Here is a 26981-nt window from a genome sequence, read left to right on the forward strand (position 1 = left end):
GGGATTGAGGCTTGGCAGGCAGGGATGGGGCGCGGGAGGCGGTGGACCATGGTCCGATCCTGATCTGGGGCGCGGGGGCCATCGGTGGCACCATCGGCGCGCATCTGGTGCGCGCGCGGCACGCCGTGGTGTTCTGCGATGTCGTCGCCGACCATGTCGCCGCCATCGTCGACCCGATGCGCGGCCTGACGATCGAGGGCCCCGTCTCCCGCCCCCGCATCAGCGCGCCGGCGGTGCTGCCCGGCCAGGTGAAGGGGGTGTTTCGCCGCATCTTCCTGGCCGTGAAGACGCATGACACGGAAGCCGCCTGCCGCCAGTTGCTGCCGCATTTGGCCGAGGACGGCTATGTGCTGTCCTTGCAGAACGGGCTGTGCGAGCGGGTGATCGCGGAGGTCTGCGGCGCGCAGCGCACCCTGGGCGCCTTCGTCAATTTCGGCGCCGACTGGATCGAGCCGGGCCGCATCCTCTACGGCAATCGCGGCGCCGTCGTGGTGGGCGAGCTGGATGGTGCCACCACGCCGCGCGTGCAGGCGCTGCACAAGCTGCTGGCCGAGACCTTCGAGCCGGATGCGGTTCTGACGCCCAACATCTGGGGCTATCTGTGGGGCAAGCTGGCCTATTCCAGCCTGCTCTACGCGCAGGGCCTGGCGGAGAAGGGCATCGCCGACACGCTCGCCCGCACCGAATTGCTGCCGTTGGTGCGCGCTCTGTGCGGGGAGGTGATCGCGGTGGCGCGGGCGGAGGGTGTGACGCCGCTGGGCTTCAATGGCTTCGACCCGAACGCCTTCGGGCCGGGCGGTACGGAGGACGCCGCGCGCGCCTCGATGGCGGCGATGGAGGCCTTCAACCGCCCCAACGCAAAAACCCATTCCGGCGTCTGGCGCGATCTGTGGGTGCGCCATCGCGCGACGCCCGCCGATGCCCAGATCGGCGCGGTGCCGCCGATCGGCCGCACCCATGGCCTGGCCTGCCCGACGCTGGAACGGCTGATCGCCATGATCCACCAATGCGAGCGCGGCGAGCGCCCGATGTCCGACGCAAATCTCACGGAGCTGATGGCATGAACATTCGATATGACGGCGTCGTGGTGGCCGTGACAGGCGCCGGCCACGGCTATGGCCGCGCCATCGCCCGCGAATTCGCCCGGGTCGGCGCCAAGGTTTTCGCCTGCGATCTCTCGGCCGAGGAACTGAAGGAAACCGCGAAAACCGAGGGCAGCATCACCACCGCCGCCTTCGACCTGACGGCCAAGGGCGCCGCCGCGGGCTGGATCCGCGATGTCGAACAGGCCACCGGCCAACCCATCGGCGTGCTGGTCTGCAATGCCGGCGGCGTACGCGGCCAGGTGATGCGGCCGATCGAGGACGTGCCGGAGGAAGACTGGCACGCGATCTTCGACATCAACACCCACGCCGCCTTCAACTTGGCCAAGGCCGTTGCGCCGGGGATGAAGAAGGCGAAGACCGGCCGCATCGTCACCATCAGCAGCGGCGCCGGGCTGAAGGCGAGCCTCACCGGCATCCAGGCCTATTGTTCCTCCAAGCACGCGCTGGTGGGCCTGACGCGGCAGCTCTCGCGCGAATTCGGCCCCTTCGGCATCACCGTGAATTCCGTGGCGCCGGGCTTCGCGCTGTCCAATGCCGCCTCGATCAAGCAGTTCGAGAGCTATGGGGAGGAAGGCCAGAAGGCGATGCTGAACCGCATCGCCATGCGCCGGCTGGGGGAGCCGGAGGACATGGCACATGCCGTGATGTTCTTCGCGTCGCCCTTCGCGAGCTGGATCACCGGCCAGATCCTGCAGGTGGACGGGGGGAGCTGACCCCCGCCCGCCCGGGTCACTTCAGCAACGGGCCGTTCAGCGACGGGCCGGTCAGCGGCGGGCCGGAGGGCTTGCCGTCCCAGCTCTGGACCATCCAGGTATAGGCGGTGGTCCAGGCCGGGTCGGTGTTCGGCGGCAGGCGGCCGGCGCGGAGGTCCTCCAGGTGGACATCCGCAAGCTGCAGATGCGGCAGCTCGCCCGCCTTGGAAACCAGTCCCTCATCGGCGCCCACGGCATGCAGCCGGTCCCACATCCGCGCCTGGCCCTCATCCGCATCCCAGGACCAGCGGCCTTCCTGCACCAGCACGAAATCCGCGGCCAGGCCGAACTGGTGCAGGCTTTCGAAGGCGCGGACCGGGGTGAGGATGCGGCCGGTGCGGCTGCGGCCGGAGGCGTAGAGGTGGTTCTGGCGCCAGGGGCCGCGCATGCCCTCATAGATGCCGAAGGGAATGCCCTCCGCATTCAGCCGCGCCACGGTCCGCAGCGCCTTGTTGCGGAAGGCCGGGTGCAGCATCTTCGGCTCGCGGTTCACCCGGTCCACGTTGCGCCAGGGGAAGGTCTCGGTCACGTGCTGCGGCGCCTTGGCGCCCGCCACCTGGCGGCGCAGCAGCCCGGCCGGGGCGAAGCCCTTCTGGCCGGAGGGCGCCTCCACCGGCAGCCACCCTTCCGCGACATCCCCCGTCAGTACCACCACCTGGTCGATCGGCAGCGTGCGGATCGCCTTCTGGTCCGGGCCCGGGCCCTCGCGCAGCTCCGTCGTGGCCGTGACGCGGTACAGGATGGGGTAGGTGGGTTCAGTCATGCGGAACGACCTTGTGGGGAGGAGGGCGAAGGTAACGTGTGGTCGGCGCCTTAGCCAGTGAGGGCGAGCGGCGGTGGCTCAGCCCTTCGGCATCCAGACCGCCGGCGCTTCGCTGCCGGTCTGGCTGGTGATGCGGGTGTAGTGCTCCGGCCGGCGATGCCGGGCGAAGTTGAAGATGGTGCTGCGGCCGAGTTCGCACATGCCGAGGTCGCAATCGGCGATGATCACCTCATCATCCCAGCTGGTCGCCTGGGCCATGATCTCGCCCTGCGGGTTGACGATGATGGAATGGCCGAACAGCTCATGCCCATCCTCGCTGCCCGCCTTGGCGACGCCGACGCCGAAACACGCATTCTGGTAGCAGCCGGCCTGGATCGACAGGTGGCTGTGGGCGACACGCAGGTGATGCGCCTCGAAGCCCCGGTTTTCCATGTTCAGGCTGGGCGTGTTGTAGCCGAGCATGACCAGTTCCACCTGCTGCAACCCCAGCACGCGCCAGGCTTCCGGCCAGCGGCGGTCATTGCAGATGATCATGCCGATATTCACCGGCCCGGCGCTGCCGATGGGCGCGCGCACCACCGGGAACCCGAGGTCACCCGGCTCGAAATAGCGCTTCTCCAGGTGCTGGACCGTCCGCACCGGGTCGAACTCCGCATGGCCGGGCAGATGTACCTTGCGGTATTTCAGCACGATCTCGCCGGTGGGGTGGACGAAGACGGCGGTGTTGTAGCGATGGCCGTCCGGCGTCTTTTCCGCATAGCCCAGGTGGAAGGCCACGCCGAGCCGCCGCGCCGCGTCGAACAGCGGCGCGGTCTCATTCGAGGGCAGGGCGTGCTCGTACCAATGGTCCGCCTCGGCCAGGTTCTCCTGGTACCAGCGGGGGAAGAAGGTGGTCAGGGCGAGTTCGGGAAACACCACCACCTCCGCCCCCCGGCGCGCCGCGGTCTCCATCAGGCGGATCATGCGATCCACCGCCACGTCCCGGCCCTCGGCCTTCTGGATGGGACCCATCTGGGCGGCGGCGACGACGAGGCGGCGGGTCATGGGGCGATCTTTCCCAAATGCTGCACCGCAGATGCCAGAGGCAGCGCGCCCTGGCCAGCCCTGCTCACAGGCCGGCTGGCCGAGCCCTGTTCATTCCGGCGCCACCACCCCCACCTGATCCACAATGCGCCCGTACCATTGCGGCCGCCGATGCGCGGCAAAGTTGAACATCTTCTCCTTGCCCTGCCGGCAGGCGTCGAGGTCGATCTCCGCCACGATCACCTCATCCGCCGTGGTTTTGGCCTGCGCCACCACCACGCCGTTGGGGTCGACGATGCAGGACCCGCCGATCAGCCCGGCGCCATCCTCCACCCCCCCCTTCGCCACCGCGATCGCCCAGGTGGCGTTCATGTAGGCGTTGGATTGCGCGGCCAGGATCGAATGGAAGGTGCGAAGCGCCTCGCTCTCGCCCTCGCCGCCATTCGGGTCATAGGCGGCGGAATTGTAGCCCACCATCACCAGCTCCACCCCCTGCAACCCGAGGCAGCGCCAGCCCTCCGGCCAGCGGCGGTCGTTGCAGACCAGCATGCCGAGCACCGGGCGGCCCCAGGCTTCCGGCCCGCGCGCCACGGGGAAGCCCATGTCGCCATACTCGAAATACATCTTTTCGAGTTGCTGGTACTTCTGGCCGCCCTTCACGTGGTCCGAACCGGGCAGGTGGATCTTGCGGTACTTGAACAGGATCGTGCCATCCGGCCCCACGGTGACGGCGCTGTTGAAGCGCTGGCCATCCGGGGTCAGCTCGGCATAGCCGATGTAGAATCCCACGCCCAATTCGCGCGCCCGGTCGAACAGGGGCTGCACCTGCGGGTTGGGCATCGCGGCCTCGAAGCTGCCGATCAGCTCCGGCGCGTCGCGGTCCATCGGCCAGCGTGGGAAGAAGGTGGTGAAGGCGAGTTCCGGGAACACCACCAGCTTGGCCCCGCGCGAGGCCGCCTGTTCCAGCAGCGCCACAAGCCGGGCCAGGGTGGCGTCGCGGCTGTCGCTGCGCTGGGTCGGGCCCATCTGGGCGCCCGCGAGGGTGAGGATGCGGCTCATTTGAACAGGTTCCTGATGTCTTGCCGCGTGCCGCCGAAGCCGCGCCACAGCACGATGAAGCCGAGGATGAAGCCAAAGCCCGCCGCGAAACCGGGCACGCCGGACCGGGCGCCTGCCAGTTGCGCCAGCACCACGCCGACGATGCCGGTGGCGATGCCGGTCGCGATTGCCATCAGCAGATGGCCCCGCCCCGGGCCAACCCGCGGCGGCGGGCCGGGCAATGCGGTGCGGGAGGGGCGGGGCGGGCGCTTGATCCAGCGCTGTCCGGGCGGGCGGTTATCGGTCATGCGTCTTGTCTTGCGGTGCGGTTCAGCGCTCGCCTGTAGCCCGGTGGCGGGGACAGGACCATGCTTGGCCCTGCCTCATGCATCCAGCTCCGGCCGGATCGCCTCGACGATCGGGCTGTAGCGGGCGGCCTCCGCGGCGATGAAGGCGGCCGCGGAGTCGGGGGTGCCGGGGGCGGCGGGCTCGATTCCGGCGGTGTTCAGGCTGGCGCGGAAGGCCGCATCCGCCAGGGTGGCGTTGGTGGCGGCGGACAGGCGGGCCAGCACCGGCGCCGGCAGGCCGGGCGGGGCGAAGACCGCGTGCCACAGCACCGCGGTGAAGCCGGGCCGGCCGAGCGCTTCCGCCGCGGTCGGCACATCGGGTGCCTGCGGCGCGCGGGCGGAGGACGCCACCGCCAGCATCCGCGCGCGGCCGCCCTGATGCAGCGGAAGCCCGGCGCCCAGCGTGTTCACCGCCAGCGCCAGCGTGCCCGCGATCAGGTCGTTCATGGCCGGGGCGGCGCCGCGATAGGGAATGTGGCTGAGTGGCACATTGCCGGATTCGCGCTTCAGGATCTCGGTCGCCAGGTGCATCAGCGTGCCGGTGCCCGGCGAGCCATAGGCCAGCGGCGGATTGGCGCTGCGTGCCGCCGCCAGGAATTCGGCGAGCGTGCCGGGGCGGGAGGGATGCGCCAGCCAGCACAGCGGCCCGCCGCCCAGCGTGGCCACCACCTGGAAATCCTTCGCCGCATCATATTGCGGCTGCCGCGTCACCAGATTGTACAGCGCATGGGTGGAGGCCGTGCCGAACAGCAGCGTGTAGCCATCCGGCCGCGCGCGCGCGACCTCCATCGCGCCGATCGCGCCCCCTGCGCCGCCGCGATTCTCCGTCACCACCGTCTGGCCCAGCTCCCGCGTCATCCGCTCCGCGTAGAAGCGGGCATAGACATCGGTGGGGCCGCCGGCGGGGAAGGGGATGACCAGGCGGATCGGCCTCGCGGGGAAATCCTGCGCGATGGCGGGAGTGGCAAGCAGCGCGCCGCCGCTGGCCAGCAGGCCGCGTCGCGAAAAGCTATAGTCCGGCATCGCGCCAATTCTCCACGGGGGTTTCGGGGTGGGGCAGCAGGCCCGCGGCGCGCACACCGGCGATCGCCGCGTATTCGTCCTTGTCCGAGGCATCGCCGGAGACACCGACGGCGCCGATCACGGCGCCATCCTCCCGGCACACCAGCACGCCGCCCGGCACCGGGATGAAGCGCCCGTCGCTGGCCGCGGCGATGGCGGATTGGAAGGCCGGGCGGTCCTTCAGCCGGTCGCGGATGATCCGGCTGCCTATGCCCATGCCAAGCGCGCCATGCGCCTTGCCGCGGGCGATCTCGCCGCGGAGGATGCCGGAGCCATCCTCCCGCTTCTGCACCACCACATGGCCACCCGCATCCAGCACCACCACGGTCAACGGCAGCAGCGCCGCCTGGCGTCCGGCGGTGAGCGTCGCATCGGCGATGTGTTCTGCCACCGCCAGGTGCAGATCCACCGCCAGATGCTTGATGTAGTAGCCATGCGGCGCGCTCATTTGTCGAGCGCGCTGCGCTTGTGCTGGCGCGGCACGAAGCGGCCGGTGCCGGGCTTGGCCTTCACCTCGGTGCCGTTCCAGATCTCGGCGCCGCGCAGCAGCGTGGCGGCGACGCGCGCCTTCATGGCGCGGCCGTGATAGGCGGACCAGCGGAAATCCTCGCGGTCCTGGATGATGCGCTCGTCGAAGACGAAATCGCCGGTTTCCAGCACGCAGAAATCGGCGTCGGCGCCGATGCGGATGCCGCCCTTCTTCGGGTCCAGCCCATGGTAGCGCGCCGGCTCCTCCGAGCACATGCGCGCCATCACGCTGGGCGGCAGGCCGCGTTCGGCCAGCAGCGTGTACATCAGCGGCGCGAAGGATTGCAGGCCGGTGAGGCCGGCGCCGACGGGGAAGATGTCGCCGTGGTATTCCTTCTTGGCCCGCGGCCAGGGCGCATGATCCGTGGAGACATAGGCCATGGTGCCCGCCGCCATCGAGGCCCACATGCGCTCCACCTCCGCCGCCGTGCGGAAGGGAGGGTTGCACTTGCCGTAGCCCTGGAGCCGGACAACATCCTCCTCCGTCATGCACAGATACTGGATGCAGGCCTCGCCGGAGGTCTTGGCGCCCATGTCGCGATAGATCTTGGCCAGGTCGAAGCCGCGGGCGATGGAGGAATGCGCGATGTGCACATGCGCGCCGGTCTCCAGCGCCATCTCGAAGATCTCAAGATCCGCCATGCTCTCGGCCAGCGGCGGGCGGGTGCGGCAATGCCAGATGGGGGAGGTGTTGCCGGCGGCCTTCGCGGCTTCCGTCAGCTTCACCACCAGTTCCTGGTCCTCATTGTGGACCGCCACCATCAGCCCGGTCTTCGCCATTTCGGTGAAGCCCGCCAGCATGGTCGGGTGATCCAGGCGCGGGAAGCGGTGCGCGTCGTATTCATAGGTCGAGACCTTGAAGGCGGAGGCGCCGGCTTCCGCCATCGCCGCCACATCCTCCGCCCCGCCTTCCTTCCGGATGGTGGCGTAGAGCGCCATGTCCACATGCGCCAGGCGGTTCACCCACTCCACCTTCTCGCCGAAGATGCTGGCCGACGTCACCGGGTTGGGCACGTCATAGGGCATGTCGCACACGGTGGTGACGCCACCGGCGGCGGCCGTCAGCGTCGCATTCTCGATCCCCGGCCAGCCGGTGGAGGAGGAGGTGTGCATATGGCCATCGACCAGGCCGGGCAGTATCAGCCTGCCGCGATGATCGGCCACGGCTTTGGAGGGCGGCGGCAGGCCCTCACCGATTGCGGCGATGGTCTCGCCCCGGATGCCGACATAGCCATCCGCCAGCACGCGGTCTGACAGCACGACCTGCCCACGGAGGACGAGGTCGAAGGGCTGGGCGGGTTCGGACATGCGGAGGGCCTCTCACGGTTGATCGCCGCGGAGGCTAGGCCGGGTTTGGCGCCGCGCCAATCCGGGGGGCGCCTGCCGCCCCCGGCTGAGCCGGGGGCGAAGTCGCGTCAGGCGGCGAGCGCCGGGTAGTCCGTGTAGCCCTTTGCGTCGCCGCCGTAGAAGGTGGCCTGGTCCGGCGCGTTCAGCGGTGCGTCCTGGCGCAGGCGCTCCACGAGGTCCGGGTTGCTGATGTAGCTGGACCCAAAGGCGATCAGGTCCGCGCGGCCGCTGGCGATATCCGCCTGGGCGCGGGCCTTGTCGTAGCCCGCGTTCAGGATGATCGGCCCGCCGAATTGCTTCCGCGCCAGGCCGATCACGTCGAAGGCCGGCTTGGCATCCAGGAAGTGGAGATAGGCCAGGCCCTTGCCGGAAAGCCCCTGGATCACCGGCGTGTAGGTGCCCTCCACATCCGGATCATCGATGTCGTTGAATGGGTTACCCGGGCTGAGGCGGACGCCGACCCGATCCGGCCCGATCGCCTTGGCGGCGGCATCGGTGATGGCGATCAGGAAGCGCGCCCGGTTCTCAGCCGAGCCGCCCCAGCGATCCGTCCGCTTGTTGGCGTTCGGCGCCAGGAACTGGCCGGGCAGGTAGCCATTCGCGCCATGGATCTCGACGCCGTCCATCCCGGCCGCGATGGCGTTGCGCGCGCCCTGGGCGAAGGACTCGATCACCGCCTCGATCTCCGATTCTGTCAGCGCCCGCGGCGTTGCGTGCGGCTTCATGCCGGAGGGGCTGAACATCTGCCCGGCCGCGACAACGGCGGAGGGTGCCACCGGCTCCAGCCCATCCTGGAATTCGGTGAGCGCGATGCGGCCGACATGCATGAGCTGCAGGAACACCCGCCCGCCCTTGGCATGCACCGCATCCGCCACGCCGCGCCAGCCCTCGACCTGCGCATCGCTGTAGATGCCCGGAATGTCCATGTAGCCGCGACCATTGGCGGCCGGCGTGGTGCCTTCCGTGATGACCATCCCGGCGGAGGCGCGCTGGCCGTAATATTCTGCCATCAGCGCATTCGGCAGGTTGCCGGGCGCGCGGCTGCGCGTCATCGGCGCCATGACGATGCGGTTGTGCAGGCTCAGTGCGCCCAGCTTCACGGGGCCGAACAGGTCGGGGGTTTCGGTCATTGCGGTATCCTTGAATGCGGGCGGCACGGATGGCGCCGCTGTTGACCCTGAGGTGGGCCTCGCGGCGCCCGCCCGCCAGCGCCTGGCGGCGATGGCGACCATTCAGGGCGGTGATGGCGCCACGGTGGAACTTGTCACCCGCGGATCACCGTGCGGATGGCGAAGCTCGACTGGATGCGGGCGACGCCGGGCATGCGGGACAGCGCTTCCTTGTGGATGCGCTCGTAATCCGCCGCATCCCGCGCCTCCACGCGCAAAAGGTAGTCGGCGATGCCGGTCATCAGGTGGCATTGGCGGACTTCGGGGCAGCGCCGCACCGCATCCTCGAAGCGCCGCAGATGGTCATCCGTCTGCCGCTCGAGCGTGATCTGCACGATCACCGTGACGACGCCGGCGGAGAAGGGCTCGTCGACCAGCACGGTGTAGCCACGGATGATTCCCCGCGTTTCCAGCAGCCGTAGCCGGCGCAGGCAGGCGGATGGCGAAAGCCCCACCGCTGCGGCCAGCGCAGCGTTCGGCATGCGGCCATCGGCGCGCAGCGTGCGGATGATAGCGCGGTCGATCTCGTCCATCAGTAGATTCCACGAATTCTTCGCAGAATATTGCGCATCGCGCCCTTTGGCGAGCAATGCTGCGACGATGCGGCAAGAAATTCGCTGGATTCACCGTCTATCTTCATGCTTCGCAAAGGATGACGAAGATGCGCGTGGTCGTGCTCGGCAGCGGCGTGGTGGGTGTGGCCAGCGCCTGGTACCTGGCCCAGGCGGGGCATGAGGTGACGGTGCTGGACCGCCAGCCGGCGCCAGGCATGGAGACCAGCTTCGCCAATGCCGGCCAGGTCTCGCCCGGCTATTCGGCGCCCTGGGCCGGGCCGGGCATTCCGGTGAAGGCGCTGAAATGGCTGATGATGCACCACCGCCCCCTGGTGGTCTGGCCGCTGCTGGATACGCGGCTCTATGGCTGGATGGCCCGCCTGCTCGCGAATTGCACCGAGGATGCCTACAACCTCAACAAGTCGCGCATGGTGCGGCTGGCCGAGTATTCGCGGGATTGCCTGCGCGACCTGCGGGGCGCCACCGGCATCCAGTACGACCAGCGCACCCAGGGCACGCTGCAATTGTTCCGCACCCAGAAGCAGCTCGATCTGGTGCCGAACGACACCACCGTGCTCGACCAGTTCAAGGTGCCCTATGAGGTGCTGGACGCCGCCGGCTGCGCCGCCGTGGAACCGGCGCTGCGCTTCGTCGAGGGCAAGTATGTGGGCGGGTTGCGCCTGCCGGGGGATGAGACGGGCGACGCCTTCCTGTTCACCCAGCGACTGGCCGCCCTGGCCGAAGTGGCCGGCGTGAAGTTCCGCCACGGCATCACCATCCAGGGCATCGAGACAAATGCGGGCGAGGTGACGGCCATCGCCACCAGCCAGGGCCAGGTGATGGCGGATCGCTACGTGGTCGCGCTCGGCAGCTTCGCGCCGAAACTGCTGCGGCCGCTGGGCCTGCATGTGCCGGTCTATCCCGTGAAGGGCTATTCGCTGACCCTGCCGGTGACGGACCCGGAGGGCGCGCCGGTCTCCACCGTGATGGATGAGACCTTCAAGATCGCCGTCACCCGCCTCGGCGACCGCATCCGCGTCGGCGGCACGGCGGAGATCGCCGGCTTCTCCGACACGCTGCGCGGGCCGCGCCGGCGCACGCTGGAACATACGGTGACGGATCTGTTCCCACGCGGCGGCGACGTGGCCAAGGCCAGCTTCTGGACCGGGCTGCGGCCGATGACGCCGGATGGCACGCCGGTGGTCGGCGCGACGCGCTACCCGAACCTGTTCCTCAATACCGGCCACGGCACGTTGGGCTGGACCATGGCCTGTGGATCGGGCCGGGTGCTGGCCGATCTGATGAGCGGCAAGGCGCCGGATATCGACGCCAGCGACCTTGCTCTTGCCCGCTACGCGTCCTGAGCGAGGCGCTTCGCCACGAATTCCAGCCGGTCCTGCCCCCAAAAAATGTCGTCGCCGATCACATAGCTCGGCGCGCCGAAGACACCGCGGGCGAGTGCCGCCTGGCTGTCGGCTTGGCGTATCTCCGCCCAGCGCGGGTCCGCGGCCAGCGCCGTGACGGCGTCCGCGTCCAGGCCGGTTTCGGCGATCAGCCGCGTCAGCGTGTCCCGGTCCGCTGGATTGGCCTCCTCCTCCCACAGCGCCTTCAGGATGCGGTGCGCGAGGCGCAGGGCAGGGCCGTCGCCCCGGGTTTCGCGCACGGCGATGACGCAGGCGGCGGAGAAGGATTCGTCGCAGGGGAAATGCTTCGGCTGAAGGTGAATGGGAATGCCCAGCGCCTCCCGCCACCGCCGCAATTCCTGCATCCGGTAGGCCTGGCGCTGCGGGCTGCGCTTCGGCAGGGGCAGGCCGCCGGAGGCCGGGAAGACCGTGCCGCCGAAATCGCACGGGATCGGCCGGATGGTGGCGCCGTGCTGTGCCGCCAGGGCCTCGATCCGCGCCGCGCCCAGATGGGTCCATGGGCTGCCGAGGGAGAGGTAGTAGTCGATCTGCATGGTGCTCATCCTGTTCCGTCGCGCAGCGGGATCACCCGGTCCAACCGGCAGGACACCGCCTCGCCCATCGCGAAGGCCGGGCTTGCCGCCGGCGTTACCACGAACAGCGTACCTGCGGCCGTCTCCACCTCATACTCCCGCGTCTGGCCGAGGAAGGCGGCGCGCTGGATGCGGCCGGGCAGGCCGGGCGCGCCCTCCGGCTGCGGGAGGATGGATTCGGGACGCACCGCGATCTTTGCCGGGCCGGGCGGATGCGCGCGCATCGTCACATCCAACTCGATTCCACCCAGCGCGATGCGGCCAGGCGCCAGAACCTCGCCGGCCAGCACATTCGCCTCGCCCATGAAGTCGGCGATGAAGCCATCCGCCGGGTCGTCATACAGTTCCGTCGGCGTGCCCATCTGCGCGATCTTGCCGGCGCGCATCACGCAGACCAGGTCGGAGACGGCCAGCGCCTCCTGCTGGTCATGCGTCACATAGACCACGGACAGGCCGAGCTTGCGTTGCAGGTCGCGGATATCCTCCCGCACCCGCCGCCGCAGGCGGGCATCGAGGTTCGATAGCGGCTCGTCGAACAGCAGCACCTTGGGCCGCAGCACCAAAGCGCGCGCCACCGCCACGCGCTGCTGCTGGCCGCCCGAAAGCTCCGAGGGCAGTCGCTGGCCCAGCCCCTCCAGCCCCAACGTCGTCAGCATGGCGTTGGCTTCCGCCTCCGCCGAGGCCTTGCGCGCGCCGTTCACCAGCAGGCCGTAGGAGACGTTCTCCAGCACATTCATATGCGGAAACAGTGCATAGGACTGGAACACCATGGCGATGCGGCGTTCCGCGGCGGAAAGCCCGGTGACGTCGCGCCCCTCGATCTCGATCCGCCCGCCGGTCGGCAGTTCCAGCCCCGCCACCAGCCGCAGCGTGGTGGTCTTGCCGCAGCCGGAGGGGCCGAGCAGCGTCACCAGCGCACCGCGCGGCAGATTCAGCGACACCTCATCCACGGCGCGCATCGTCCCGAAGGCCTTGGTCACCCGGTCGAAGCGAATGGCAATGTCCGACATGGGTTCAGGCTCCGGCGCGGATGGGGGGTGGGGCGCTGCCGCGGATGTTTGGACCAACGCCGCTTCCGCGGCCGATGCGCGCGCGGCCGACCAGCTTTTCGATGCCCAGCACCATCACCAGCATGATGACGATCAGCACGGTGGAATAGGCGATGGCGAGCGCCATTTCGCCCGCCTCCACCCGGCCCACGATATAGACGGTGGCGAGGTTGTGCCGCGCCGAGACCAGGAAGATCACGGCAGACACCGCCGTCATCGCGGTGACGAAGGAATAGGCCAGCGCAGCGACAATGGCCGGCCGCAGCAGTGGCAGCACCACGCGGCGCAACGTCTGGAAGGCGCCGCCGCCCATGGTGGCACTCGCTTCGTCGAGCGACTTGTCGATCTGCGCCAGGGCCGCGATGCCGCCGCGCACGCCGACCGGCAAATTGCGGAAGACGAAGCAGATAACGAGGATCAGCGCCGTCCCGGTGAGTTCCACCGGCGGCACGTTGAAGGCCATGATGTAGGACACGCCAACCACCGTGCCGGGGATGGCGAAGGACAGCATGGTCATGAATTCCAGCCCGCGCCGTCCCGGGAAGTTCTGGCGGGCGATCAGCCAGGCCAGCAGGATGCCCAGCCCCGCCGTCAGCGGTGCGGAGATGGCCGCGACCTGGATGGTGGTGAACAGGCTGTCCCAGGCGCTGCCGAGGAAGGCCGGCGCGCCATCGAACCACCCCACTTCGAAGCCGGTGCCGAGATGCCGCCAGGTGAAGGACAGGTCGCCACGGCCGATGTCATGCACGAATCCGCCGATCAGGATGATGCCATAGACGGCGCCGGTGAAGATCATCCAGGGCCAGGCCACCGCGGCGCAGGTGAATTTCAGCCCCTTCGGCAGCGCCGCCGGCAGGCCGCTGTCGCCCTTGCCGGTCACGGTGGTGTAGCGCCGCTTGCCGAGCCACCACGCCTGCAGCGCAAAGGCGCCGAAGGTGAGCGCCAGCAGCAGCAAAGCCAGCGCTGCTGCGCGGCCAGGATCATGCCGGGCGCCCGCGATGGCGAAGAAGATGCGGGTGGACAGCACGTCGAAGTCACCGCCTAGCACCAGCGGGTTGCCGAAATCCGCCAGGCTTTCGACGAAGGCCAGCAGGAAGGCCGCGGCCAGCGCCGGCTTCAGCAGCGGCCAGGTGACGGTGCGGAACACGCGCATGCGCCGCGCGCCCATGGTGGAGGCCGCTTCCTCCAGGCTCGGTGAGATCGCGCGCAGCGCGCCGTCCAGCAGCAGGAAGGCGATCGGCGCCTGGGCCAGCACCTGCGCCATCAGCACGCCCGGCAGGCCGTAGATCCAGCGGCTGCGCGGAATGTCGAACCAGTCCCACATGAAGCCGGTGACGATGCCGGTGCGGCCGAACAGCACGATCAGGGCCAGCGACACGACGAAGGGCGGCGTGATCAGCGGCAGGATGGTCATGGCGCGGAAGGCGCCGGCGCTGACCGGCCCGCGCGTGCCGCCGCGCACCGCCAACAAGGCGAAGGCGAGGCCGAGCAAGGTGGAGATCACCGCCGTCAGGCTCGCCAGCAGCAGCGTGTTCCACACCACGCCGCAGCCTGCATGGGTGGAGAGACAGGCGAGGCTCCAGGCCTCCGGCGCCACCAGCCTTGCACCGAAGGCGGCAGGTGCCAGCCGGCCATCCTCGTACAAGGCGGCCGAGAGCATTTTCACCAGCGGCAGGAAGACGAACAGCACCAGCAGGAAGCCGCAGCCGCAGACCAGGAAGGCCACGAAGGCATCCGCGCCGAACCGCCCGCGCGCCGCCTGGCCCGCGGCGAACATGCCGATGCCACCCGCCAGCACCAGCAGCGCGCCCCAGCCCAGCGAGGGTTGCGCCGGCGGCGCCCCGAGCAGCGGCGCCAGCCAACCCCAGTTCAACCCGTTCAGCCCGATGGCGTAGCCGGCGCCGAACACCACCAGCACCAGCCCCGCGCCGATCCAGGCGAGGCCTGCCGCGCGCTTGCGCAGCAGGGCAGGCGCGGCGAGTGCCAGCAGCATCGCCACCGGCCACAGCCACCAGCGACTGCCATCCAGCAGCAGCGCCACCAGCGGCGCCGCGCTGCCGCCCGGCCAGGCGGCAAGTTCGGACAAGCCATCCTGCAGGCCATGCCAGGGGGCGAGGAACAGGCCGAGCGTCGCGCAGATCAGCGCGGCGCGAGCCAGGGTCAGGGCGCCCATGTCAGAGCCTATCCGGGGTGGTCAAATGCAAGTCGGGCCGGGACATGCCCCGGCCCGTGCCCAAAAATCAGCGGGCGCCGGCGCGCACCTCACGCTCCCAGCGGCTGATCACGCGGGTCCGTTCCGCCGCCGAACCCCAGCGCGCGAAATCGTAGTCGATCAGGCGGATATTCTCGAAGCGCGGCGCCTGCGGCGGAATCGGCGCGTTGCGGTTGGAGGGAAGCTGGAAGGCATTGGCCTGGGCGGCGATGGCCTGCGCCTCCGCCGTCAGCGCCCAGTCATAGAAGCGCTGCGCATTCTCCATGTTCCGCGCACCGCGGATGATGGACATGGACCCGATCTCGTAGCCGGTGCCCTCACAAGGGGCGACGATCTCCACCGGCGCGCCGTTGACCTTCTGCGCCACCGCATCGTGCAGGAAGGTGATGCCGACCAGCGTTTCCCCAGTCGCGGCCGCGCGGGCTGGCGCGGCGCCGGAGCGGGTGTACTGGTTCACGTTGCGATGCATGGCGCTGAGGAAGGTGAAGGCCGGCTCCTCCCCCATCACCTGCAGCAGCGTGGCCAGCATGGTGTAGGCAGTGCCGCTGGTGTTGGGGTCCGCCACCTGGATCTCACCGCGGAACTCCGGCTTCGCCAGATCCGCCCAGCAGGTCGGCGCGGCGATGCGGCGGCGCGTCAGCTCCGTCGTATTGTAGGAATAGCCCAGCGCGCCGGCATAGATGCCGATGGTGCGGAAGCGCGCCTGTTCGGCCTGGCGGGTCGCCCAATCATGCAGCTCGGACATGCGCGGGGACCGGTATTCGGCGGTCAGGTTCTCCTCGCCCGCCTGCATGTGCGGGTCGCCGGTGCCGCCCCACCAGACATCGCCGCGCGGGTTGGCGGCCTCGGCGCGGATCTGCGTCATCGTCTCGCCGGAGGATTTGCGCGTCATGGCGACGCGCACGCCGGTGGCGCGCTCGAACGCCTGCATCATCGGGCGGCACCATTCCTCCTGCACCGAGCAATAGACGGTCAGGTTGCCTTGCGCGCTGGCGGCGGCCGGCAGCAGGGCGGTGAGGGTGACGGCGAAGCCGGTGGCTAGAAGGCGGCGGGGGATCGACATGGACGGGGTAGCCTCCGTTGGGATGGCCGGCGTTATGACGCCGGTCCGATATCTTGTTTGTGACACTCCAGTTAAGGCCCTGCCAAGCGGTTCCTCAAGCCTTCATCAGCCCCGCCAGTGTCGCGCCCAGCGCCGGCGCGCCGATGCCGATGGGGTTGCCGGAGGCAATCCAGTCCCCGCTGTCAAAGCCATTGATCCAGCAGCCGGCCTCCCGCGCGATGGCGATGGCGGCGCAGGCGTCCCAGGAATTGATATGGCTTTCGATATACGCATCCAGCCGCCCGACCGCTGTCTCCACCAGCCCGAGCGTGCCGGACCCGCCCACCCGCAGCCCGGCGCCGGCGGCCATGGTGGCTTCGGCCAGCTTGTGGAAATCCGCCAGCGGCTTCCGGTTCGACCAGCCAACCTCGATGATGGCGCGGCGCATGTCGGTGGTGCTGGCGGGGCGGATCGGCGCGCCGTTCAGCGTGGCGCCGCAGCCCTCGGCGCCCGCGAACACCTCGGCCGGGGCGTAGCGGGCGATGGCGCCGAGCACGGCGCGGCCGCCTCGCGCCATGCCGATGGAAACGCACCAGCGATCGCTGCCGCGGGAGAAGTTCGAAGTGCCGTCGATCGGGTCGAGAATCCAGACCGGCCCGTCCCCCACCACCGCGCCGCCCTGTTCCTCGCCGATGATCGCATCATCCGGGAAGTGCCGGGCGAGCTTGGCGCGGATGAAGCTTTCGGTCGCGCCATCGGCCTCGGTCAGGAAATCCTGCGCGCCCTTGAAGGTGGTTTCCGCCATGCCGTTGGCGCGCATCTGGAAGGCCAGCGCAGCGGCCTCCTGCGCGATGGCGGCGGCGACGTCCATGCGGTGCTTCAGCTCATCGCGGGTCACGCATAGGCTCCCATCACGTTCTGGTCGAAGTCGATCAAGGCGCCGGTCATCATCTCCGCGGCGTCGGACAGCAGGTAGGTGGCGAGGCCGGCCACATCCGCCGGGCGGATCAGCCGGCCGAAGGGTTGTGCCGGTTCCGCCTGTTCCCGCCAATCCGGCGGATTGCCATCCTTCGCCTGGATGGCGTGTTCGCCTGGCGTGTCGGCCCAGCCGAGATTGATGCCGTTCACCCGGATGCGGTGCGGGCGCAGCCCAAGCGCGGTGTTTTTTGTCAGCGTCGCCAGCGCGCCCTTGGAGGAGGCGTAGCCGGTGAGGAAGGGCTGGCCGCCGTGGCTCGACATGGTGATGACGTTGACGATGGAGCCGCGCCGCTTCTCCGCCACCAGTCGCCGGGCAAAAGCCTGGGTCAGCAGGAAGGGCGCGCGGGCATTCACGGCGAATAGCCGGTCCCAAAGCGCCGCATCGGTGTCGAGGATGGTGCCGCGATCGGTGAGCCCGGCGGCGTTCACCAGCCCGTCGATCAGCCCCAGCTCTGCCTCGGCCTGTGCCAGGATGCCGGCGGTGGCCGCCGCATCCGCGAGGTCCGCCGCAACGAAGTGCGCGGCAGCCCCCAGCCCGCGCAGCCTTTCCACCACCTGCGCGCCGCGTGCGGCATTGCGGCCGGTGATGCAGATGGCGGCGGCACCGGCTTCTGCTGCGGCCAGCGCCACGCCCTCGCCGATTCCCTGGGTGCCGCCCGTCACGAGAATACGGCGGCCGGGCAGGCGGATGTTCACAGCCGCACCACCCGGCCTTCGGCCATGGAGCGGAGCGCCGCATCGGCCAGCACCAGCGCCTGCCGCCCATCCGCCGCGCCGACCGGCATCGGCGTGCCGTTGGTAACCGCCTCGATGAAAGCCCGCATCTCGGCACGATAGGCCATCGCATAGCGTTCCAGAAAGAAGTGCAGCGGCTTTTCGGTGGAGACGGCCTGGGCATCCGCCTGCTCCACCGTGCTGCCCACCCGGTTGCCGGCGATCAACCGGCCGAGGCTGCCATGCACCTCCACCCGCTGGTCGTAACCGTAGGCCGCGCGGCGGCTGTTGTTGATGGTGGCCATGCGGCCCGATGGCGTCTTCAGCACCACCATGGCCGAATCGATATCGCCCGCCGCGCCGATCTCGGGGTCCACCAGGTTGGAGCCAGTGGCGAAGACCTCGACCGGTTCTTCGCCCAGCATCCAGCGCGCCATGTCGAAATCATGGATCGTCATGTCCCGGAACAGCCCGCCCGAGACCTTGATGTAGGCGACCGGCGGCGGCCCCGGATCGCGGCTGGTGATCACCACCTGCTCGACGGCGCCGATCGCGCCCGCCTGGATGCGGCGGTGCAGTTCGACAAAATCCGGGTCGAAGCGGCGGTTGAAGCCGACCAGCATGGGCACGCCGGCGGCCTCCACCGCGGCAAGGCAGGCGTCGACGCGGGCCAGCGACAGGTCGATCGGCTTCTCGCAGAAGATCGCCTTGCCGGCCCGGGCCGCGGCGATGATCAGATCCGCATGGGTGTCTGTGGAACTCGCGATGATCACCGCGCCGACCTGCGGGTCCGCCAGCGCGGCCTCGACCGTCGAGACCTGGGCGCCGTGGCGCGCGGCCAGGGCCTGGGCGGCCGGCCCGTGCACGTCGACCACGTGGCGCAGCCGTCCGAGGCCGCTCGTGGCCAGGCTTTGGGCATGGATGGCGCCGATGCGTCCGGCGCCAAACTGTGCGAAATGCAACATGGTGTTTCCTGGCGGCCCGCTTGTGGGGACTGTCATCAAATCGTAACTCTGCCCCGGCTCGCCGCCAATGACGTCCAGGACCTGAATCCATGGCCACCATACGCCTGACCGCCGCCGAGGCCACCTGGCGCTTCCTGGCTGCCCAGATGACCGAGCTGGATGGGCGCACCCTGCCGATCTTCGGCGGCGTCTGGGCGATTTTCGGCCATGGCAATGTCGCGGGGCTTGGCCCGGCCCTGCAGGCCATGGGCAAGTCCCTGCCGGCCTTTCGCGCCCATAACGAGCAGGCCATGGCGCATGCCGCCATCGCCTACGCGAAGACGCATGCGCGGCGGCGGATGATGGCCTGCACCACCTCCATCGGGCCTGGCGCCACCAACATGGTCACCGCCGCCGCCCTGGCACATGTGAACCGCCTGCCGGTGCTGTTGCTGCCCGGCGACATTTTTGCCAGCCGCCAGCCGGACCCGGTGTTGCAGCAGGTCGAGAATTTCGGGGATGGCACTGCCTCCGCCAATGACTGCTTCCGGCCGGTCTCCCGCTACTTCGACCGAATCATGCGGCCCGAGCAGCTCCTGGTCGCGCTGCCGGCGGCACTGCGGGTGCTGCTGGACCCGGTGGAATGCGGCCCGGCCACGCTCGCCTTCCCGCAGGATGTGCAGACCGAGGCCTTCGATTGGCCCACGGAATTCTTCCGCAAGCGCCTGCACCGTCCTCGCGCGCCGGAACCCGATCGGCACGAACTGTCCGACGCGGTGGCCCTGCTGCGGGACGCCAGGCGCCCGCTGATCCTGGCCGGCGGCGGCGTGAAATATGCGGGCGCCGAGTCCGCGCTGGCCGACTTCGCGCATCGCCACGCCGTGCCGGTGGCGGAGACCCAGGCCGGCAAGGGCAGCCTGCCCTGGGACCACCCGCGCAACGCCGGCGCCATCGGCGTCACCGGCAGTGCGGCGGCGAATGCGCTGGCGGAGAAGGCGGATGTGGTGCTGGCGGTCGGTACGCGGCTGCAGGACTTCACCACCGGGTCGCGCGCCCTGTTCGGCGGCGCGCGCATCCTCGGCCTGAATGTCGCCGGCTTCGATGCGCAAAAACATGGCGCGCAGCCGCTGGTGGCGGATGCGCTACGCGGCCTGGTGGCGCTGAGCGCCGGCCTCGGCCGCTGGGATGCGCCGCGGCCGTGGCAGGAAAGGGCGGTGACCGCGACCGGCCGCTGGCACCGCAGCGTCGAGCGGATTACTGCCGCGCCGAAGCCGCGTGAGGCGGGCTTGCCCTCGGATGCCCAGGTGCTCGGCGCGGTGAACCGGGCGATGCCTTCGGATGGCATCGTGGTCTGCGCCGCCGGTGGCCTGCCGGGGGAGTTGCACAAGCTATGGCGGGCGAGGGACGCCGCCTCATACCACGTCGAATACGGCTTCTCCTGCATGGGCTACGAGATCGCCGGCGGGCTGGGCGTGAAGCTGGCGGCGCCGAAGCGGGAGGTGGTGGTGCTGGTCGGCGATGGCAGCTACCTGATGATGAACAGCGAGATCGCGACCAGCGTCGCACTAGGCGCCAAGCTGACCATCGTGGTGCTGGATAATCGTGGTTTTGGCTGCATCAGCCGCCTGCAAGGGGCGACCGGCGGCGCGCCCTTTCTGAACCTGCTGCCGGACGCCGCGCCGCGCGTGGATTTCGCCGCCCATGCCGCGGCACTCGGCGCGCAGGCTGTGAAGGTGGACGGCATCGCCGGGCTGGAGGCCGCGCTTCCCAAGGCGCTGTCCAGCAAACGCACGAGCGTGGTGGTGATCGACACGGATCCGGCCGCCAGCACGGCGGAGGGCGGCGCCTGGTGGGAGGTGCCGGTGAGTGCGGCCCCGCGCGGCACGGCGCAGGAAGCGGCTCGCCAGACCTATGAAACCGCCCTGCGCAAGCGGGGTAGCGGAGCGTGACGAAGATGCGGGTGCGGCTCGGGATCAATCCCCTGACCTGGACGAATGACGACATGCCGGAGCTCGGCGCGGAAACCCCGCTCGAGACCTGCCTTGCCGAAGCCAAGCTGGCTGGCTTCGCGGGCGTGGAACTGGGCAACAAGTTTCCGCGTGAGGCCGCGGCGCTGAAGCCGATCCTGGATGCGTACGGCTTGGCGCTGGTCTCGGGTTGGTATGGCTCGAACCTTCTCAGTCGCGACGTGGACGCCGAGATGGCGGCCGCGGAGCCGCATATCGCGCTGCTCACTGCCCTGGGCTGCACCACCATGGTGCAGTGCGAGGTAACCGGCAGCGTGCATGGCCAGAAGGCGGCCGCGCTGAGCTGCCGCCCGATCATGACCCGCGCGCAATGGGATCTGCTGCTGCCGCGGCTGGATGAGATGGCGCGGCGACTGAAGGCGCGCGGCCTGACCATGGCCTATCACCACCACATGGGCACGGTGATCGAGGCGGAGGATGAGGTGGACCGGCTGATGCAAGGCACGCGCGATGTCGGCCTGCTGCTGGATACCGGCCACCTGACTTTTGCGGGTGGCGACCCCGTGCGCGCCGCCAGGCGCCATGCCGCGCGGGTGGTGCATGTGCATTGCAAGGATATCCGTCCGGGCGTGATGGCGGATGTGAAGGCGCGCGGCCTGTCCTTCCTCGATGCCGTGCTGGAAGGCGTATTCACTGTGCCCGGCGATGGCTGCGTGGACTATCCGGCGGTCTTCGCACAACTACCCGATTACGAGGGCTGGCTGGTGGTGGAGGCGGAGCAGGACCCGGCGAAGGCGCATCCGCTGACCTATGCGCGGATGGGCCACGACTATCTTGCCCGAGTTACTTGATCCCGGCGCGCATGAAGGACTGCACGAACTGACGCTGGAACAGCAGGAAGCCGATCAGTAGCGGCGCGGAGGTCATCAGCGTCGCCGCGCTGATGATCGCCCAGTCGATGCCCTGGTCCGTGGAGGCGAACACCGAAAGCCCCACCGTCAGCGGCCGCGTCTCCACGCTGTTGGTGATGACCAGTGGCCAGAGGAAGTTGTTCCAGTGGTAGGACACGCTGGTCAGCCCATAGGCGAGGTAGGTCGGCTTCGCCAGCGGCACATAGACGCGCAGCAGAATGCCGAGCGTGCCGCAGCCCTCCACCCGCGCCGCTTCCTCCAACTCCTTCGGCACCTGCTTGAAGGTTTGTCGCAGCAGGAAGATGCCGAAGGCGCTGGCCATGTAGGGCAGACCGATGGCGAGGATGGTGTCCACCAGCCCGAGCGCGCGCATCGTGCGGTAATTCTCGACCAGCAGGATGTCCGGCATGATCATCAATTGGAGCAGCACCAGCCCGAACAGGATGCTGCTGCCAGGGAAGGCGGCGCGGGCGAAGGCGAAGGCGGCGAGCGTGCACAGCACGAATTGCGCGACCAACACCATCGTCACCAGGGCGAAGGTGTTCAGGAAATAGCGCGCGAAGGGCGCGGCTTCCCAGGCGGAGGCAAAGTTCGACAGCGTCAGGGGTGCGAATAATTCAAAGCGCGTCGAATAACCCGTGGGGTGGAAAGCGGCCCAGAGCGCGTAAAGCAGCGGCGCCACCCAGACCAGCGCCAGCAGCCAGGCGGCCGCGGTTTCCAGCAGCGTGCCGAGGCGGGGCAGGGCGGGAGCCTGGGTCAGGGTTGTGGCGCTCATCGGTAATGCACCCGCTTGGCGGCGAAGACGAATTGCAGCGCCGCCGTCAGCGCCAGGATCACCAGCAGCACCACTGTCGCCGCCGAGGCTGCCGCCGTATCCCAGAAGCGGAAGCCGAGGTCGTAGATATGGGTCAGCAGCAGCGCCGTGGCGTTGTCCGGCCCGCCGCGCGTCATGACGATGATGTGGTCCACCAGCCGGAAGCCGTTGATCACCGCATTCACCGCGATGAACAGCGTGGTCGGCCCCAGCAGCGGCAGCGTCACGCGGAAGAACACCCGCGCGCGCGACGCCCCCTCGATTGCAGCGGCCTCATACAGATTGGGCGAAATCGCCTGGAGGGCCGCGAGGTAGAAGATCATGAAGAAGCCGGCTTCCTTCCAGACGGCGATCACGATCATGGCGCCGAGCGCGGTCTCCCGCTGCCCGATCCAATTGGTCGGCCCCCAGCCGAACAGGGCGCCGGTGATCTGGTCCAGCAGGCCGTAATCGGGCGTGTAGAAGAACAGCCACAGATTCGCGACCGCGATCATCGGCAGCACGGTCGGCGTGAAATAGGCGATGCGCAGCGCGGTGCGGCCGCGGAGCTTGCCGTTCACCCAGACCGCCATGGCCAGCGACAGCCCGATGGATAGCGGGATGGTGGCGCCCGCGTAGATCATGTTGTTCCACAGCGCCTGCCAGAACACCGGATCCTCCGCGAGGATCTGGTAGTTCTCCGCACCGACGAAGCGCGCGGGCCGGTTGGCCCGCGGCGTGGTGAACAGCGAATGCCACAGCGTGGCCACCGCCGGGTAATGCGTGAAGCCCACCAGCAGCACCAGCGCCGGCGTCAGCATCAGCCAGGCGTGCAGCGTGGTGCGGCTGGGCATCAGCGCGGTCTCAGGCGCGGCGGAACGGGCGCAGCACGCGGTCGGCCTCGGCCTGCGCATCGGCCATCGCCTGCTGCGCAGATTTGCTGCCGGCCAGCAGCGCCTGGAGGTTGTCGTTCAGCGCCTTGTAGACGCGCTGGTTCTCGTAGGTGGAAAGCTCTCCCACCGCGACCGGCAGCTGGTTCTTGGCGACGGTGGCGGCCGGGAATTCGGCGCTGTAGCGGCGCAGGTTCTCGGTTTCCCACGCATCCGGGCGCACGGCCAGGTAGCCGGTCTTGATGCACCAATCGGCGGCCAGTTCCGGCTGCGTCAGGAAGCGCATGAAGCGCAGCGCGGCAGCACGCTCGGCCGGGCTGGCATTCTTGAAGACATAAAGATTGCCGCCGCCCACCACGGTACGCGGGCCGTCCTTGCCCGGCAGCCCGGCGACGCCGAAATCGAAGCGCGCATTGGTGCGGATGTTGGTCAGGTTGCCGGTGGTGTTCCAGATCATGCTGGCGGTGCCGTTCAGGAAGCTCGGCGCCAGCGTGGCCCAGTCGGTCAGCCCCTGCGGCTGGATGCGGTGGTCATAGGCCATGGCGCGCCAGAACGCGGCGGCCTCGATGGCGCGGGGATGGTTGAAGAACACCTCGGTGCCGGCCGCATTCATCAACTGGTGGTTCACCTGGTTGGCGAGCGCGCCGAAGGTCCATTGCGCCGTGCCAGAATTGGTCGCCATCTGCACGCCCCAGCGCGCGGAGCCCTCGCGGCGGGTCAGCTTCTGCCCGGCCTCGACCAGCTGCGCCCAGGTGGCGGGCGGCGCATCCGGGTTCAGCCCGACTTCGCGGAACTGGTCCTTGTTGTAGTAATAGACGCTGGTGGAGCGCTGGAACGGCACCGACCAGGTCTTCGCCTCCGCCTTGCTGTTCGCCAGGAAGGCGGGGAAGAAGCCGCCGAGCCAGGCAGCGGTCTCGGCGCTGGCATCGATGTCCTCGATCGGGGCGAGGATGTCCATGTCGCGCAGGCTGTGCAGCTCGGCCGCCAGCAGCACGGAGAAATGCGGCCCGGCGCCGCCACGGATGGCAGTGACGGCCTTGGTCAGCGTCTCGCCGTAGCTGCCCGCATAGACCGGGTTCACCTTGATGCCGGTTTCACGCTGGAAGGCTTCGCAATAGCCGTCGATGATGCGCGGCACCGGGCCGCCGATGGCGATCGGGTAGTAGAAGCTCAGCTCCTGCGCGGTCTGCGCGCGCAGCAGGGACGGCGTGGCGAGCAGGCTGGCGCCGGCGATAAGCGCGGCGCGACGGGTGATCTGCGTCATGGGAAGAGATCCTTTCTCAGCGGTAGCTGCGGAGGATGCGCTCGGCCTCGGCCTGCGCGTCGGCCATGGCCGGTGCGGCCTGCTTGCGGCCGGTGAGGGCTGCCTGGAGGTTGTCGTTCAGCGCTTTGGTCACGCGCTGGTTCTCCTGCGTGGAGAGCTCAGCCACGGCGTGCTCAAGCTGGTCACGCGCCACGGCGGCGGCGGGGAAGCCGGCCACATGGGCGCGCATCGCCGGCGTCTCGAAGGCCGCGGGGGTAACGGCGACATAGCCGGTGTCGATGCCCCATTGCGCGGCGCGCTCCGGCGTCGTCAGGAAGCGTGCGAACTTCACCGCACCTTCGCGCTGGGCCGCACTGGCGGATTTGAAGACATACAGATTGCCGCCGCCGGTCGGGCTGCCGCGGCGCTTGCCGGCGGGCAGCATGCCGACGCCGAAGGGGAAGGGGGCGTTGGCCCGGACATTCGTCAGATTACCCGTGGTGGTCCACATAATCGCCACCTTGCGCTCGAAGAAGTCGCGGGGCGTGGTGCCCCATTCGACGATGCCCGTGGGGTGCACGCGGTGCTTCATGGACAGGTCCATCCAATACTGCAGCGCCTCCGCCACCTTCGGATCATTGTAGAAAGTACGGTTGCCCTCGGCGTTCATCAGGCGGACGTCGTTCTGCGTCGTCAGGCCCTGGAACAGCCAGTAGGGGAAGCCGGAGGACGGGATCTGCATGCCCCACTGGCTGGTGGCATCGCCCTGGCGCTTGGTCAGCTTCTGCGCGAATTCCACCTGCTGCGCCCAATCGGCGGGCGGCGTCTCCGGGTTCAGCCCGGCCTCGCGGAAGGCTTCCTTGTTCCAGTACAGCACCACGGTCGAACGCTGGAACGGAATGCCCCAGGTCTTGCCGCCAGTGCGGCTGTTTTCCAGGAAGCCCGGATAGAAGCTGTCGAGCCAGGGCTTCTCGGCGCCGGGCAGATCGTCCCAGGCCAGCACTGCGTCTTCGCCGATCAGGGTGAAGATATCGACGGAGAGCAGGCAGGCCAGATGCGGCGCATCACCGCCGCGCATCGCCGTCAGCGTCTTTGTCAGCGTGTCCTGGTAGCTGCCGGCATAGATCGGCTTCACGCGGAAGCCGGGGTTCTCGCGGGCGAAATCCTCGCAATAGCCGTCGATGATGCGGGTGATCGGGCCGCCCACCGCGATCGGATAGTTGAACACGATCTCGACGGGGGACTGCGCGCGCAGGGCGGGGGCTGCGAGCAGTGGGGCGGCGGCGAGGCTGCCGAGGGCCAGGCGACGTGTGATGGTCATGTGAAGGGCGCTCCTGTTGTCAGGCGTAGGCGGTTTCGCGCACCGGTTCCGGCAGGCGCCGGCCGGTCTTGGCGTCGAAGAGATGCAGTGCGGGCGGCAGGCGCAGCCGGAGATGCGTGCCCGTGGGCATGGCGTGATGGCCGGGGATGCGCGCCTGCATCACCTCCGCGCCGTCGCCGACCGCACAGGCCAGCACGGTCTCGGCGCCGAGGAATTCCGCGGCGAGGACGCGCACCGGAAGCCCGGCGCCATCGGTCGGCGTCACCTCCTCCGGCCTGATGCCCAGCGTGGCGCCGGTGGCGGCCGCGTGGGCCACGGTGAGGCCCGGCGCACCGGCCACTTCCGCACCCTGCGCACCGGGCACCAGGCGCAGCAGGGACATGGGCGGGGTGCCGATGAAGCTGGCGGCGAAGGTGGTGGCGGGGCGGGCGTAGAGCTCGGCGGGCGTTGCGTCCTGCTCCACCTGGCCGTCCCGCATCAGCACCACCTGGTCGGCCATGCTCATCGCCTCGGCCTGGTCGTGGGTGACATAGACCATGGTGATGCCGAGGCGCTGTTGCAGCGCGCGGATCTCGCGCCGCATCTCCGCCCGCAGCTTGGCGTCGAGATTGGAAAGCGGTTCATCCATCAGGCAGATCGGCGCTTCTGCCACCACGGCGCGCGCCAGCGCCACGCGCTGCTGCTGGCCGCCGGAGAGTTGCGCGGGCCGGCGGTCCAGCAGTTGCGCCAGGCCCATCATCTGCGCGGTGCGGGACAGCCTTGCATCACGCTCGGCGCGGGCCACGCCGCGGGCGCGCAGGCCGAAGATGATGTTCTCGGCGACCGACAGATGCGGGAACAGCGCGTAGGATTGGAACACCATGGCGATGCCGCGGGATGCGGGGGCCAGCCCCGTCGCGTCGCGCCCATTGATGAAGACCTGACCGCCCGTCGGCGCCTCCAGCCCCGCCAGCACGCGCAGCAGCGTCGATTTGCCGCAGCCGGAGGGGCCGAGCAGCACCAGGAAGGTGCCGGGCGCCGCGGACAGCGTCACGTCACGCAGCGCCTGGGCGGACCCGAAGGATTTGGCCACGCCGGTCAGGCGAAGTTGGCCCTGTGTGGCAGGGGTATCTGACATGGCGGGCGTTTAGCTGCTTGCCATGACAGTGCGATGACGCTTCGGAGTTAGCGCGATGACAGCCTTATCGCGCGTCGCCGCGCGTGGATCTATCGCGCCGCGCCTCGCGGCATGG

26 protein-coding genes are annotated in these 26981 nt (G+C 69.2%); 5 read left to right on the forward strand and 21 right to left on the reverse strand.

The window, feature by feature from the left end; translation table 11 throughout:
- The first annotated feature begins 11 nt into the window (after positions 1 to 11).
- Both ACFHNC_RS13220 and ACFHNC_RS13225 read left to right on the forward strand, forming a co-directional pair.
- Entirely contained in the window at positions 12 to 1064 is a 1053-nt protein-coding gene (locus ACFHNC_RS13220; RefSeq protein WP_437169681.1) for a ketopantoate reductase family protein, read from the forward strand.
- Positions 1061 to 1819, forward strand: a complete 759-nt coding sequence (locus ACFHNC_RS13225) for an SDR family NAD(P)-dependent oxidoreductase (RefSeq protein WP_437169682.1) — start codon at positions 1061 to 1063, stop codon at positions 1817 to 1819. Before ACFHNC_RS13220 ends, ACFHNC_RS13225 begins: the two co-directional genes overlap by 4 nt.
- A 16-nt stretch (positions 1820 to 1835) precedes the next feature.
- Here the strand turns inward: ACFHNC_RS13225 and ACFHNC_RS13230 are convergent, their stop codons facing one another.
- From ACFHNC_RS13230 to ACFHNC_RS13270, 9 genes are all read right to left on the reverse strand, one after another.
- Entirely contained in the window at positions 1836 to 2621 is a 786-nt protein-coding gene (locus ACFHNC_RS13230) for a hypothetical protein (protein ID WP_437169683.1), read from the reverse strand.
- A 78-nt stretch (positions 2622 to 2699) separates the two neighbouring features.
- The gene (locus tag ACFHNC_RS13235) at positions 2700 to 3665 is read right to left on the reverse strand and encodes an N-carbamoyl-D-amino-acid hydrolase (protein WP_437169684.1); all 966 of its coding nucleotides are present in this window, start codon (positions 3663 to 3665) and stop codon (positions 2700 to 2702) included.
- Positions 3666 to 3755: 90 nt separating this feature from the next.
- Positions 3756 to 4703 carry an N-carbamoyl-D-amino-acid hydrolase gene (locus ACFHNC_RS13240; protein WP_437169685.1) on the reverse strand — a complete coding sequence of 316 codons (948 nt, stop codon included), beginning with the start codon at positions 4701 to 4703 and terminating at the stop codon, positions 3756 to 3758.
- The gene (locus tag ACFHNC_RS13245) at positions 4700 to 4990 is read right to left on the reverse strand and encodes a hypothetical protein (RefSeq protein WP_437169686.1); all 291 of its coding nucleotides are present in this window, start codon (positions 4988 to 4990) and stop codon (positions 4700 to 4702) included. Before ACFHNC_RS13245 ends, ACFHNC_RS13240 begins: the two co-directional genes overlap by 4 nt.
- A 75-nt stretch (positions 4991 to 5065) precedes the next feature.
- Positions 5066 to 6052 carry a Bug family tripartite tricarboxylate transporter substrate binding protein gene (locus ACFHNC_RS13250; RefSeq protein WP_437169687.1) on the reverse strand — a complete coding sequence of 329 codons (987 nt, stop codon included), beginning with the start codon at positions 6050 to 6052 and terminating at the stop codon, positions 5066 to 5068.
- Positions 6039 to 6539, reverse strand: coding sequence for a GlcG/HbpS family heme-binding protein (locus ACFHNC_RS13255; protein ID WP_437169688.1), 501 nt, complete (start codon positions 6537 to 6539; stop codon positions 6039 to 6041). The genes ACFHNC_RS13250 and ACFHNC_RS13255 overlap by 14 nt, the downstream gene beginning before the upstream one ends.
- Entirely contained in the window at positions 6536 to 7927 is a 1392-nt protein-coding gene (locus ACFHNC_RS13260; RefSeq protein WP_437169689.1) for a dihydroorotase, read from the reverse strand. The genes ACFHNC_RS13255 and ACFHNC_RS13260 overlap by 4 nt, the downstream gene beginning before the upstream one ends.
- 107 nt (positions 7928 to 8034) lie before the next feature.
- Positions 8035 to 9096, reverse strand: coding sequence for an alkene reductase (locus tag ACFHNC_RS13265; protein WP_437169690.1), 1062 nt, complete (start codon positions 9094 to 9096; stop codon positions 8035 to 8037).
- Positions 9097 to 9230: 134 nt separating this feature from the next.
- Positions 9231 to 9668, reverse strand: a complete 438-nt coding sequence (locus ACFHNC_RS13270; RefSeq protein WP_437169691.1) for an Lrp/AsnC family transcriptional regulator — start codon at positions 9666 to 9668, stop codon at positions 9231 to 9233.
- Between the two features lie 56 nt (positions 9669 to 9724).
- Between ACFHNC_RS13270 and ACFHNC_RS13275 the strand changes: the two genes are divergently transcribed.
- On the forward strand, positions 9725 to 11053 hold the full coding sequence (locus ACFHNC_RS13275) for a D-amino acid dehydrogenase (protein ID WP_437169692.1): 1329 nt from the start codon (positions 9725 to 9727) through the stop codon (positions 11051 to 11053).
- On the opposite strand, the gene ACFHNC_RS13280 is transcribed toward ACFHNC_RS13275, so the two are convergent.
- The 7 genes from ACFHNC_RS13280 to iolG all read right to left on the reverse strand — a co-directional run bounded on the left by ACFHNC_RS13280 (position 11041) and on the right by iolG (position 18645).
- Positions 11041 to 11646, reverse strand: a complete 606-nt coding sequence (locus tag ACFHNC_RS13280; protein WP_437169693.1) for a 2-hydroxychromene-2-carboxylate isomerase — start codon at positions 11644 to 11646, stop codon at positions 11041 to 11043. The two genes, ACFHNC_RS13275 and ACFHNC_RS13280, sit on opposite strands and share 13 nt — an antisense overlap.
- Before the next feature lie 5 nt (positions 11647 to 11651).
- On the reverse strand, positions 11652 to 12695 hold the full coding sequence (locus tag ACFHNC_RS13285) for an ABC transporter ATP-binding protein (RefSeq protein ID WP_437169694.1): 1044 nt from the start codon (positions 12693 to 12695) through the stop codon (positions 11652 to 11654).
- Between the two features lie 4 nt (positions 12696 to 12699).
- Positions 12700 to 14907 carry an ABC transporter permease gene (locus tag ACFHNC_RS13290; RefSeq protein WP_437169695.1) on the reverse strand — a complete coding sequence of 736 codons (2208 nt, stop codon included), beginning with the start codon at positions 14905 to 14907 and terminating at the stop codon, positions 12700 to 12702.
- A gap of 67 nt (positions 14908 to 14974) precedes the next feature.
- Positions 14975 to 16009 carry an ABC transporter substrate-binding protein gene (locus tag ACFHNC_RS13295; RefSeq protein WP_437169696.1) on the reverse strand — a complete coding sequence of 345 codons (1035 nt, stop codon included), beginning with the start codon at positions 16007 to 16009 and terminating at the stop codon, positions 14975 to 14977.
- A gap of 94 nt (positions 16010 to 16103) precedes the next feature.
- On the reverse strand, positions 16104 to 16886 hold the full coding sequence (locus ACFHNC_RS13300) for an inositol monophosphatase family protein (RefSeq protein WP_437169697.1): 783 nt from the start codon (positions 16884 to 16886) through the stop codon (positions 16104 to 16106).
- Positions 16883 to 17662 carry an SDR family oxidoreductase gene (locus ACFHNC_RS13305; RefSeq protein ID WP_437169698.1) on the reverse strand — a complete coding sequence of 260 codons (780 nt, stop codon included), beginning with the start codon at positions 17660 to 17662 and terminating at the stop codon, positions 16883 to 16885. Before ACFHNC_RS13305 ends, ACFHNC_RS13300 begins: the two co-directional genes overlap by 4 nt.
- Entirely contained in the window at positions 17659 to 18645 is a 987-nt protein-coding gene (gene iolG / locus ACFHNC_RS13310; RefSeq protein ID WP_437169699.1) for an inositol 2-dehydrogenase, read from the reverse strand. The genes ACFHNC_RS13305 and iolG overlap by 4 nt, the downstream gene beginning before the upstream one ends.
- A gap of 89 nt (positions 18646 to 18734) precedes the next feature.
- Here iolG and iolD point away from each other — a divergent pair, with 89 nt between their 5' ends.
- Together iolD and iolE are read left to right on the forward strand one after the other, a co-directional pair.
- On the forward strand, positions 18735 to 20573 hold the full coding sequence (gene iolD / locus ACFHNC_RS13315) for a 3D-(3,5/4)-trihydroxycyclohexane-1,2-dione acylhydrolase (decyclizing) (RefSeq protein ID WP_437169700.1): 1839 nt from the start codon (positions 18735 to 18737) through the stop codon (positions 20571 to 20573).
- Positions 20574 to 20578: 5 nt separating this feature from the next.
- Positions 20579 to 21442 carry a myo-inosose-2 dehydratase gene (iolE, locus tag ACFHNC_RS13320; RefSeq protein ID WP_437169714.1) on the forward strand — a complete coding sequence of 288 codons (864 nt, stop codon included), beginning with the start codon at positions 20579 to 20581 and terminating at the stop codon, positions 21440 to 21442.
- Here the strand turns inward: iolE and ACFHNC_RS13325 are convergent.
- Genes ACFHNC_RS13325 through ACFHNC_RS13345 form a run of 5 tightly spaced genes read right to left on the reverse strand, consistent with a single transcriptional unit; the run spans position 21435 to position 26866 of the window.
- Positions 21435 to 22277, reverse strand: coding sequence for a carbohydrate ABC transporter permease (locus ACFHNC_RS13325; RefSeq protein ID WP_437169701.1), 843 nt, complete (start codon positions 22275 to 22277; stop codon positions 21435 to 21437). The genes iolE and ACFHNC_RS13325 overlap by 8 nt on opposite strands.
- On the reverse strand, positions 22274 to 23149 hold the full coding sequence (locus tag ACFHNC_RS13330; RefSeq protein ID WP_437169702.1) for a carbohydrate ABC transporter permease: 876 nt from the start codon (positions 23147 to 23149) through the stop codon (positions 22274 to 22276). The genes ACFHNC_RS13325 and ACFHNC_RS13330 overlap by 4 nt, the downstream gene beginning before the upstream one ends.
- Positions 23150 to 23159: 10 nt before the next feature.
- Complete coding sequence (locus tag ACFHNC_RS13335) at positions 23160 to 24449, reverse strand: ABC transporter substrate-binding protein (protein WP_437169703.1); 1290 nt, start codon at positions 24447 to 24449, stop codon at positions 23160 to 23162.
- A gap of 16 nt (positions 24450 to 24465) precedes the next feature.
- Positions 24466 to 25749: an ABC transporter substrate-binding protein gene (locus ACFHNC_RS13340; RefSeq protein ID WP_437169704.1), complete on the reverse strand. Its 1284-nt coding sequence runs from the start codon at positions 25747 to 25749 to the stop codon at positions 24466 to 24468.
- Between the two features lie 19 nt (positions 25750 to 25768).
- The gene (locus ACFHNC_RS13345) at positions 25769 to 26866 is read right to left on the reverse strand and encodes an ABC transporter ATP-binding protein (protein ID WP_437169705.1); all 1098 of its coding nucleotides are present in this window, start codon (positions 26864 to 26866) and stop codon (positions 25769 to 25771) included.
- Positions 26867 to 26981: the final 115 nt, after the last annotated feature.

Source organism: Falsiroseomonas sp. E2-1-a4, assembly GCF_051433165.1.
Lineage (GTDB): Bacteria > Pseudomonadota > Alphaproteobacteria > Acetobacterales > Acetobacteraceae > Falsiroseomonas.

What these genes read in the sequence shown, in the direction of transcription:
- ACFHNC_RS13225 (WP_437169682.1), top strand. Translation starts at nt 1,061, where the DNA reads ATGAACATTCGATATGACGGCGTCGTGGTGGCCGTGACAGGCGCCGGC.
- ACFHNC_RS13230 (WP_437169683.1), bottom strand. Translation starts at nt 2,621, where the DNA reads ATGACTGAACCCACCTACCCCATCCTGTACCGCGTCACGGCCACGACG.
- ACFHNC_RS13235 (WP_437169684.1), bottom strand. Translation starts at nt 3,665, where the DNA reads ATGACCCGCCGCCTCGTCGTCGCCGCCGCCCAGATGGGTCCCATCCAG.
- ACFHNC_RS13240 (WP_437169685.1), bottom strand. Translation starts at nt 4,703, where the DNA reads ATGAGCCGCATCCTCACCCTCGCGGGCGCCCAGATGGGCCCGACCCAG.
- ACFHNC_RS13245 (WP_437169686.1), bottom strand. Translation starts at nt 4,990, where the DNA reads ATGACCGATAACCGCCCGCCCGGACAGCGCTGGATCAAGCGCCCGCCC.
- ACFHNC_RS13250 (WP_437169687.1), bottom strand. Translation starts at nt 6,052, where the DNA reads ATGCCGGACTATAGCTTTTCGCGACGCGGCCTGCTGGCCAGCGGCGGC.
- ACFHNC_RS13255 (WP_437169688.1), bottom strand. Translation starts at nt 6,539, where the DNA reads ATGAGCGCGCCGCATGGCTACTACATCAAGCATCTGGCGGTGGATCTG.
- ACFHNC_RS13260 (WP_437169689.1), bottom strand. Translation starts at nt 7,927, where the DNA reads ATGTCCGAACCCGCCCAGCCCTTCGACCTCGTCCTCCGTGGGCAGGTC.
- ACFHNC_RS13265 (WP_437169690.1), bottom strand. Translation starts at nt 9,096, where the DNA reads ATGACCGAAACCCCCGACCTGTTCGGCCCCGTGAAGCTGGGCGCACTG.
- ACFHNC_RS13270 (WP_437169691.1), bottom strand. Translation starts at nt 9,668, where the DNA reads ATGGACGAGATCGACCGCGCTATCATCCGCACGCTGCGCGCCGATGGC.
- ACFHNC_RS13275 (WP_437169692.1), top strand. Translation starts at nt 9,725, where the DNA reads ATGCTGCGACGATGCGGCAAGAAATTCGCTGGATTCACCGTCTATCTT.
- ACFHNC_RS13280 (WP_437169693.1), bottom strand. Translation starts at nt 11,646, where the DNA reads ATGCAGATCGACTACTACCTCTCCCTCGGCAGCCCATGGACCCATCTG.
- ACFHNC_RS13285 (WP_437169694.1), bottom strand. Translation starts at nt 12,695, where the DNA reads ATGTCGGACATTGCCATTCGCTTCGACCGGGTGACCAAGGCCTTCGGG.
- ACFHNC_RS13290 (WP_437169695.1), bottom strand. Translation starts at nt 14,907, where the DNA reads ATGGGCGCCCTGACCCTGGCTCGCGCCGCGCTGATCTGCGCGACGCTC.
- ACFHNC_RS13295 (WP_437169696.1), bottom strand. Translation starts at nt 16,009, where the DNA reads ATGTCGATCCCCCGCCGCCTTCTAGCCACCGGCTTCGCCGTCACCCTC.
- iolG (WP_437169699.1), bottom strand. Translation starts at nt 18,645, where the DNA reads ATGTTGCATTTCGCACAGTTTGGCGCCGGACGCATCGGCGCCATCCAT.
- iolD (WP_437169700.1), top strand. Translation starts at nt 18,735, where the DNA reads ATGGCCACCATACGCCTGACCGCCGCCGAGGCCACCTGGCGCTTCCTG.
- iolE (WP_437169714.1), top strand. Translation starts at nt 20,579, where the DNA reads ATGCGGGTGCGGCTCGGGATCAATCCCCTGACCTGGACGAATGACGAC.
- ACFHNC_RS13325 (WP_437169701.1), bottom strand. Translation starts at nt 22,277, where the DNA reads ATGAGCGCCACAACCCTGACCCAGGCTCCCGCCCTGCCCCGCCTCGGC.
- ACFHNC_RS13330 (WP_437169702.1), bottom strand. Translation starts at nt 23,149, where the DNA reads ATGCCCAGCCGCACCACGCTGCACGCCTGGCTGATGCTGACGCCGGCG.
- ACFHNC_RS13335 (WP_437169703.1), bottom strand. Translation starts at nt 24,449, where the DNA reads ATGACGCAGATCACCCGTCGCGCCGCGCTTATCGCCGGCGCCAGCCTG.
- ACFHNC_RS13340 (WP_437169704.1), bottom strand. Translation starts at nt 25,749, where the DNA reads ATGACCATCACACGTCGCCTGGCCCTCGGCAGCCTCGCCGCCGCCCCA.
- ACFHNC_RS13345 (WP_437169705.1), bottom strand. Translation starts at nt 26,866, where the DNA reads ATGTCAGATACCCCTGCCACACAGGGCCAACTTCGCCTGACCGGCGTG.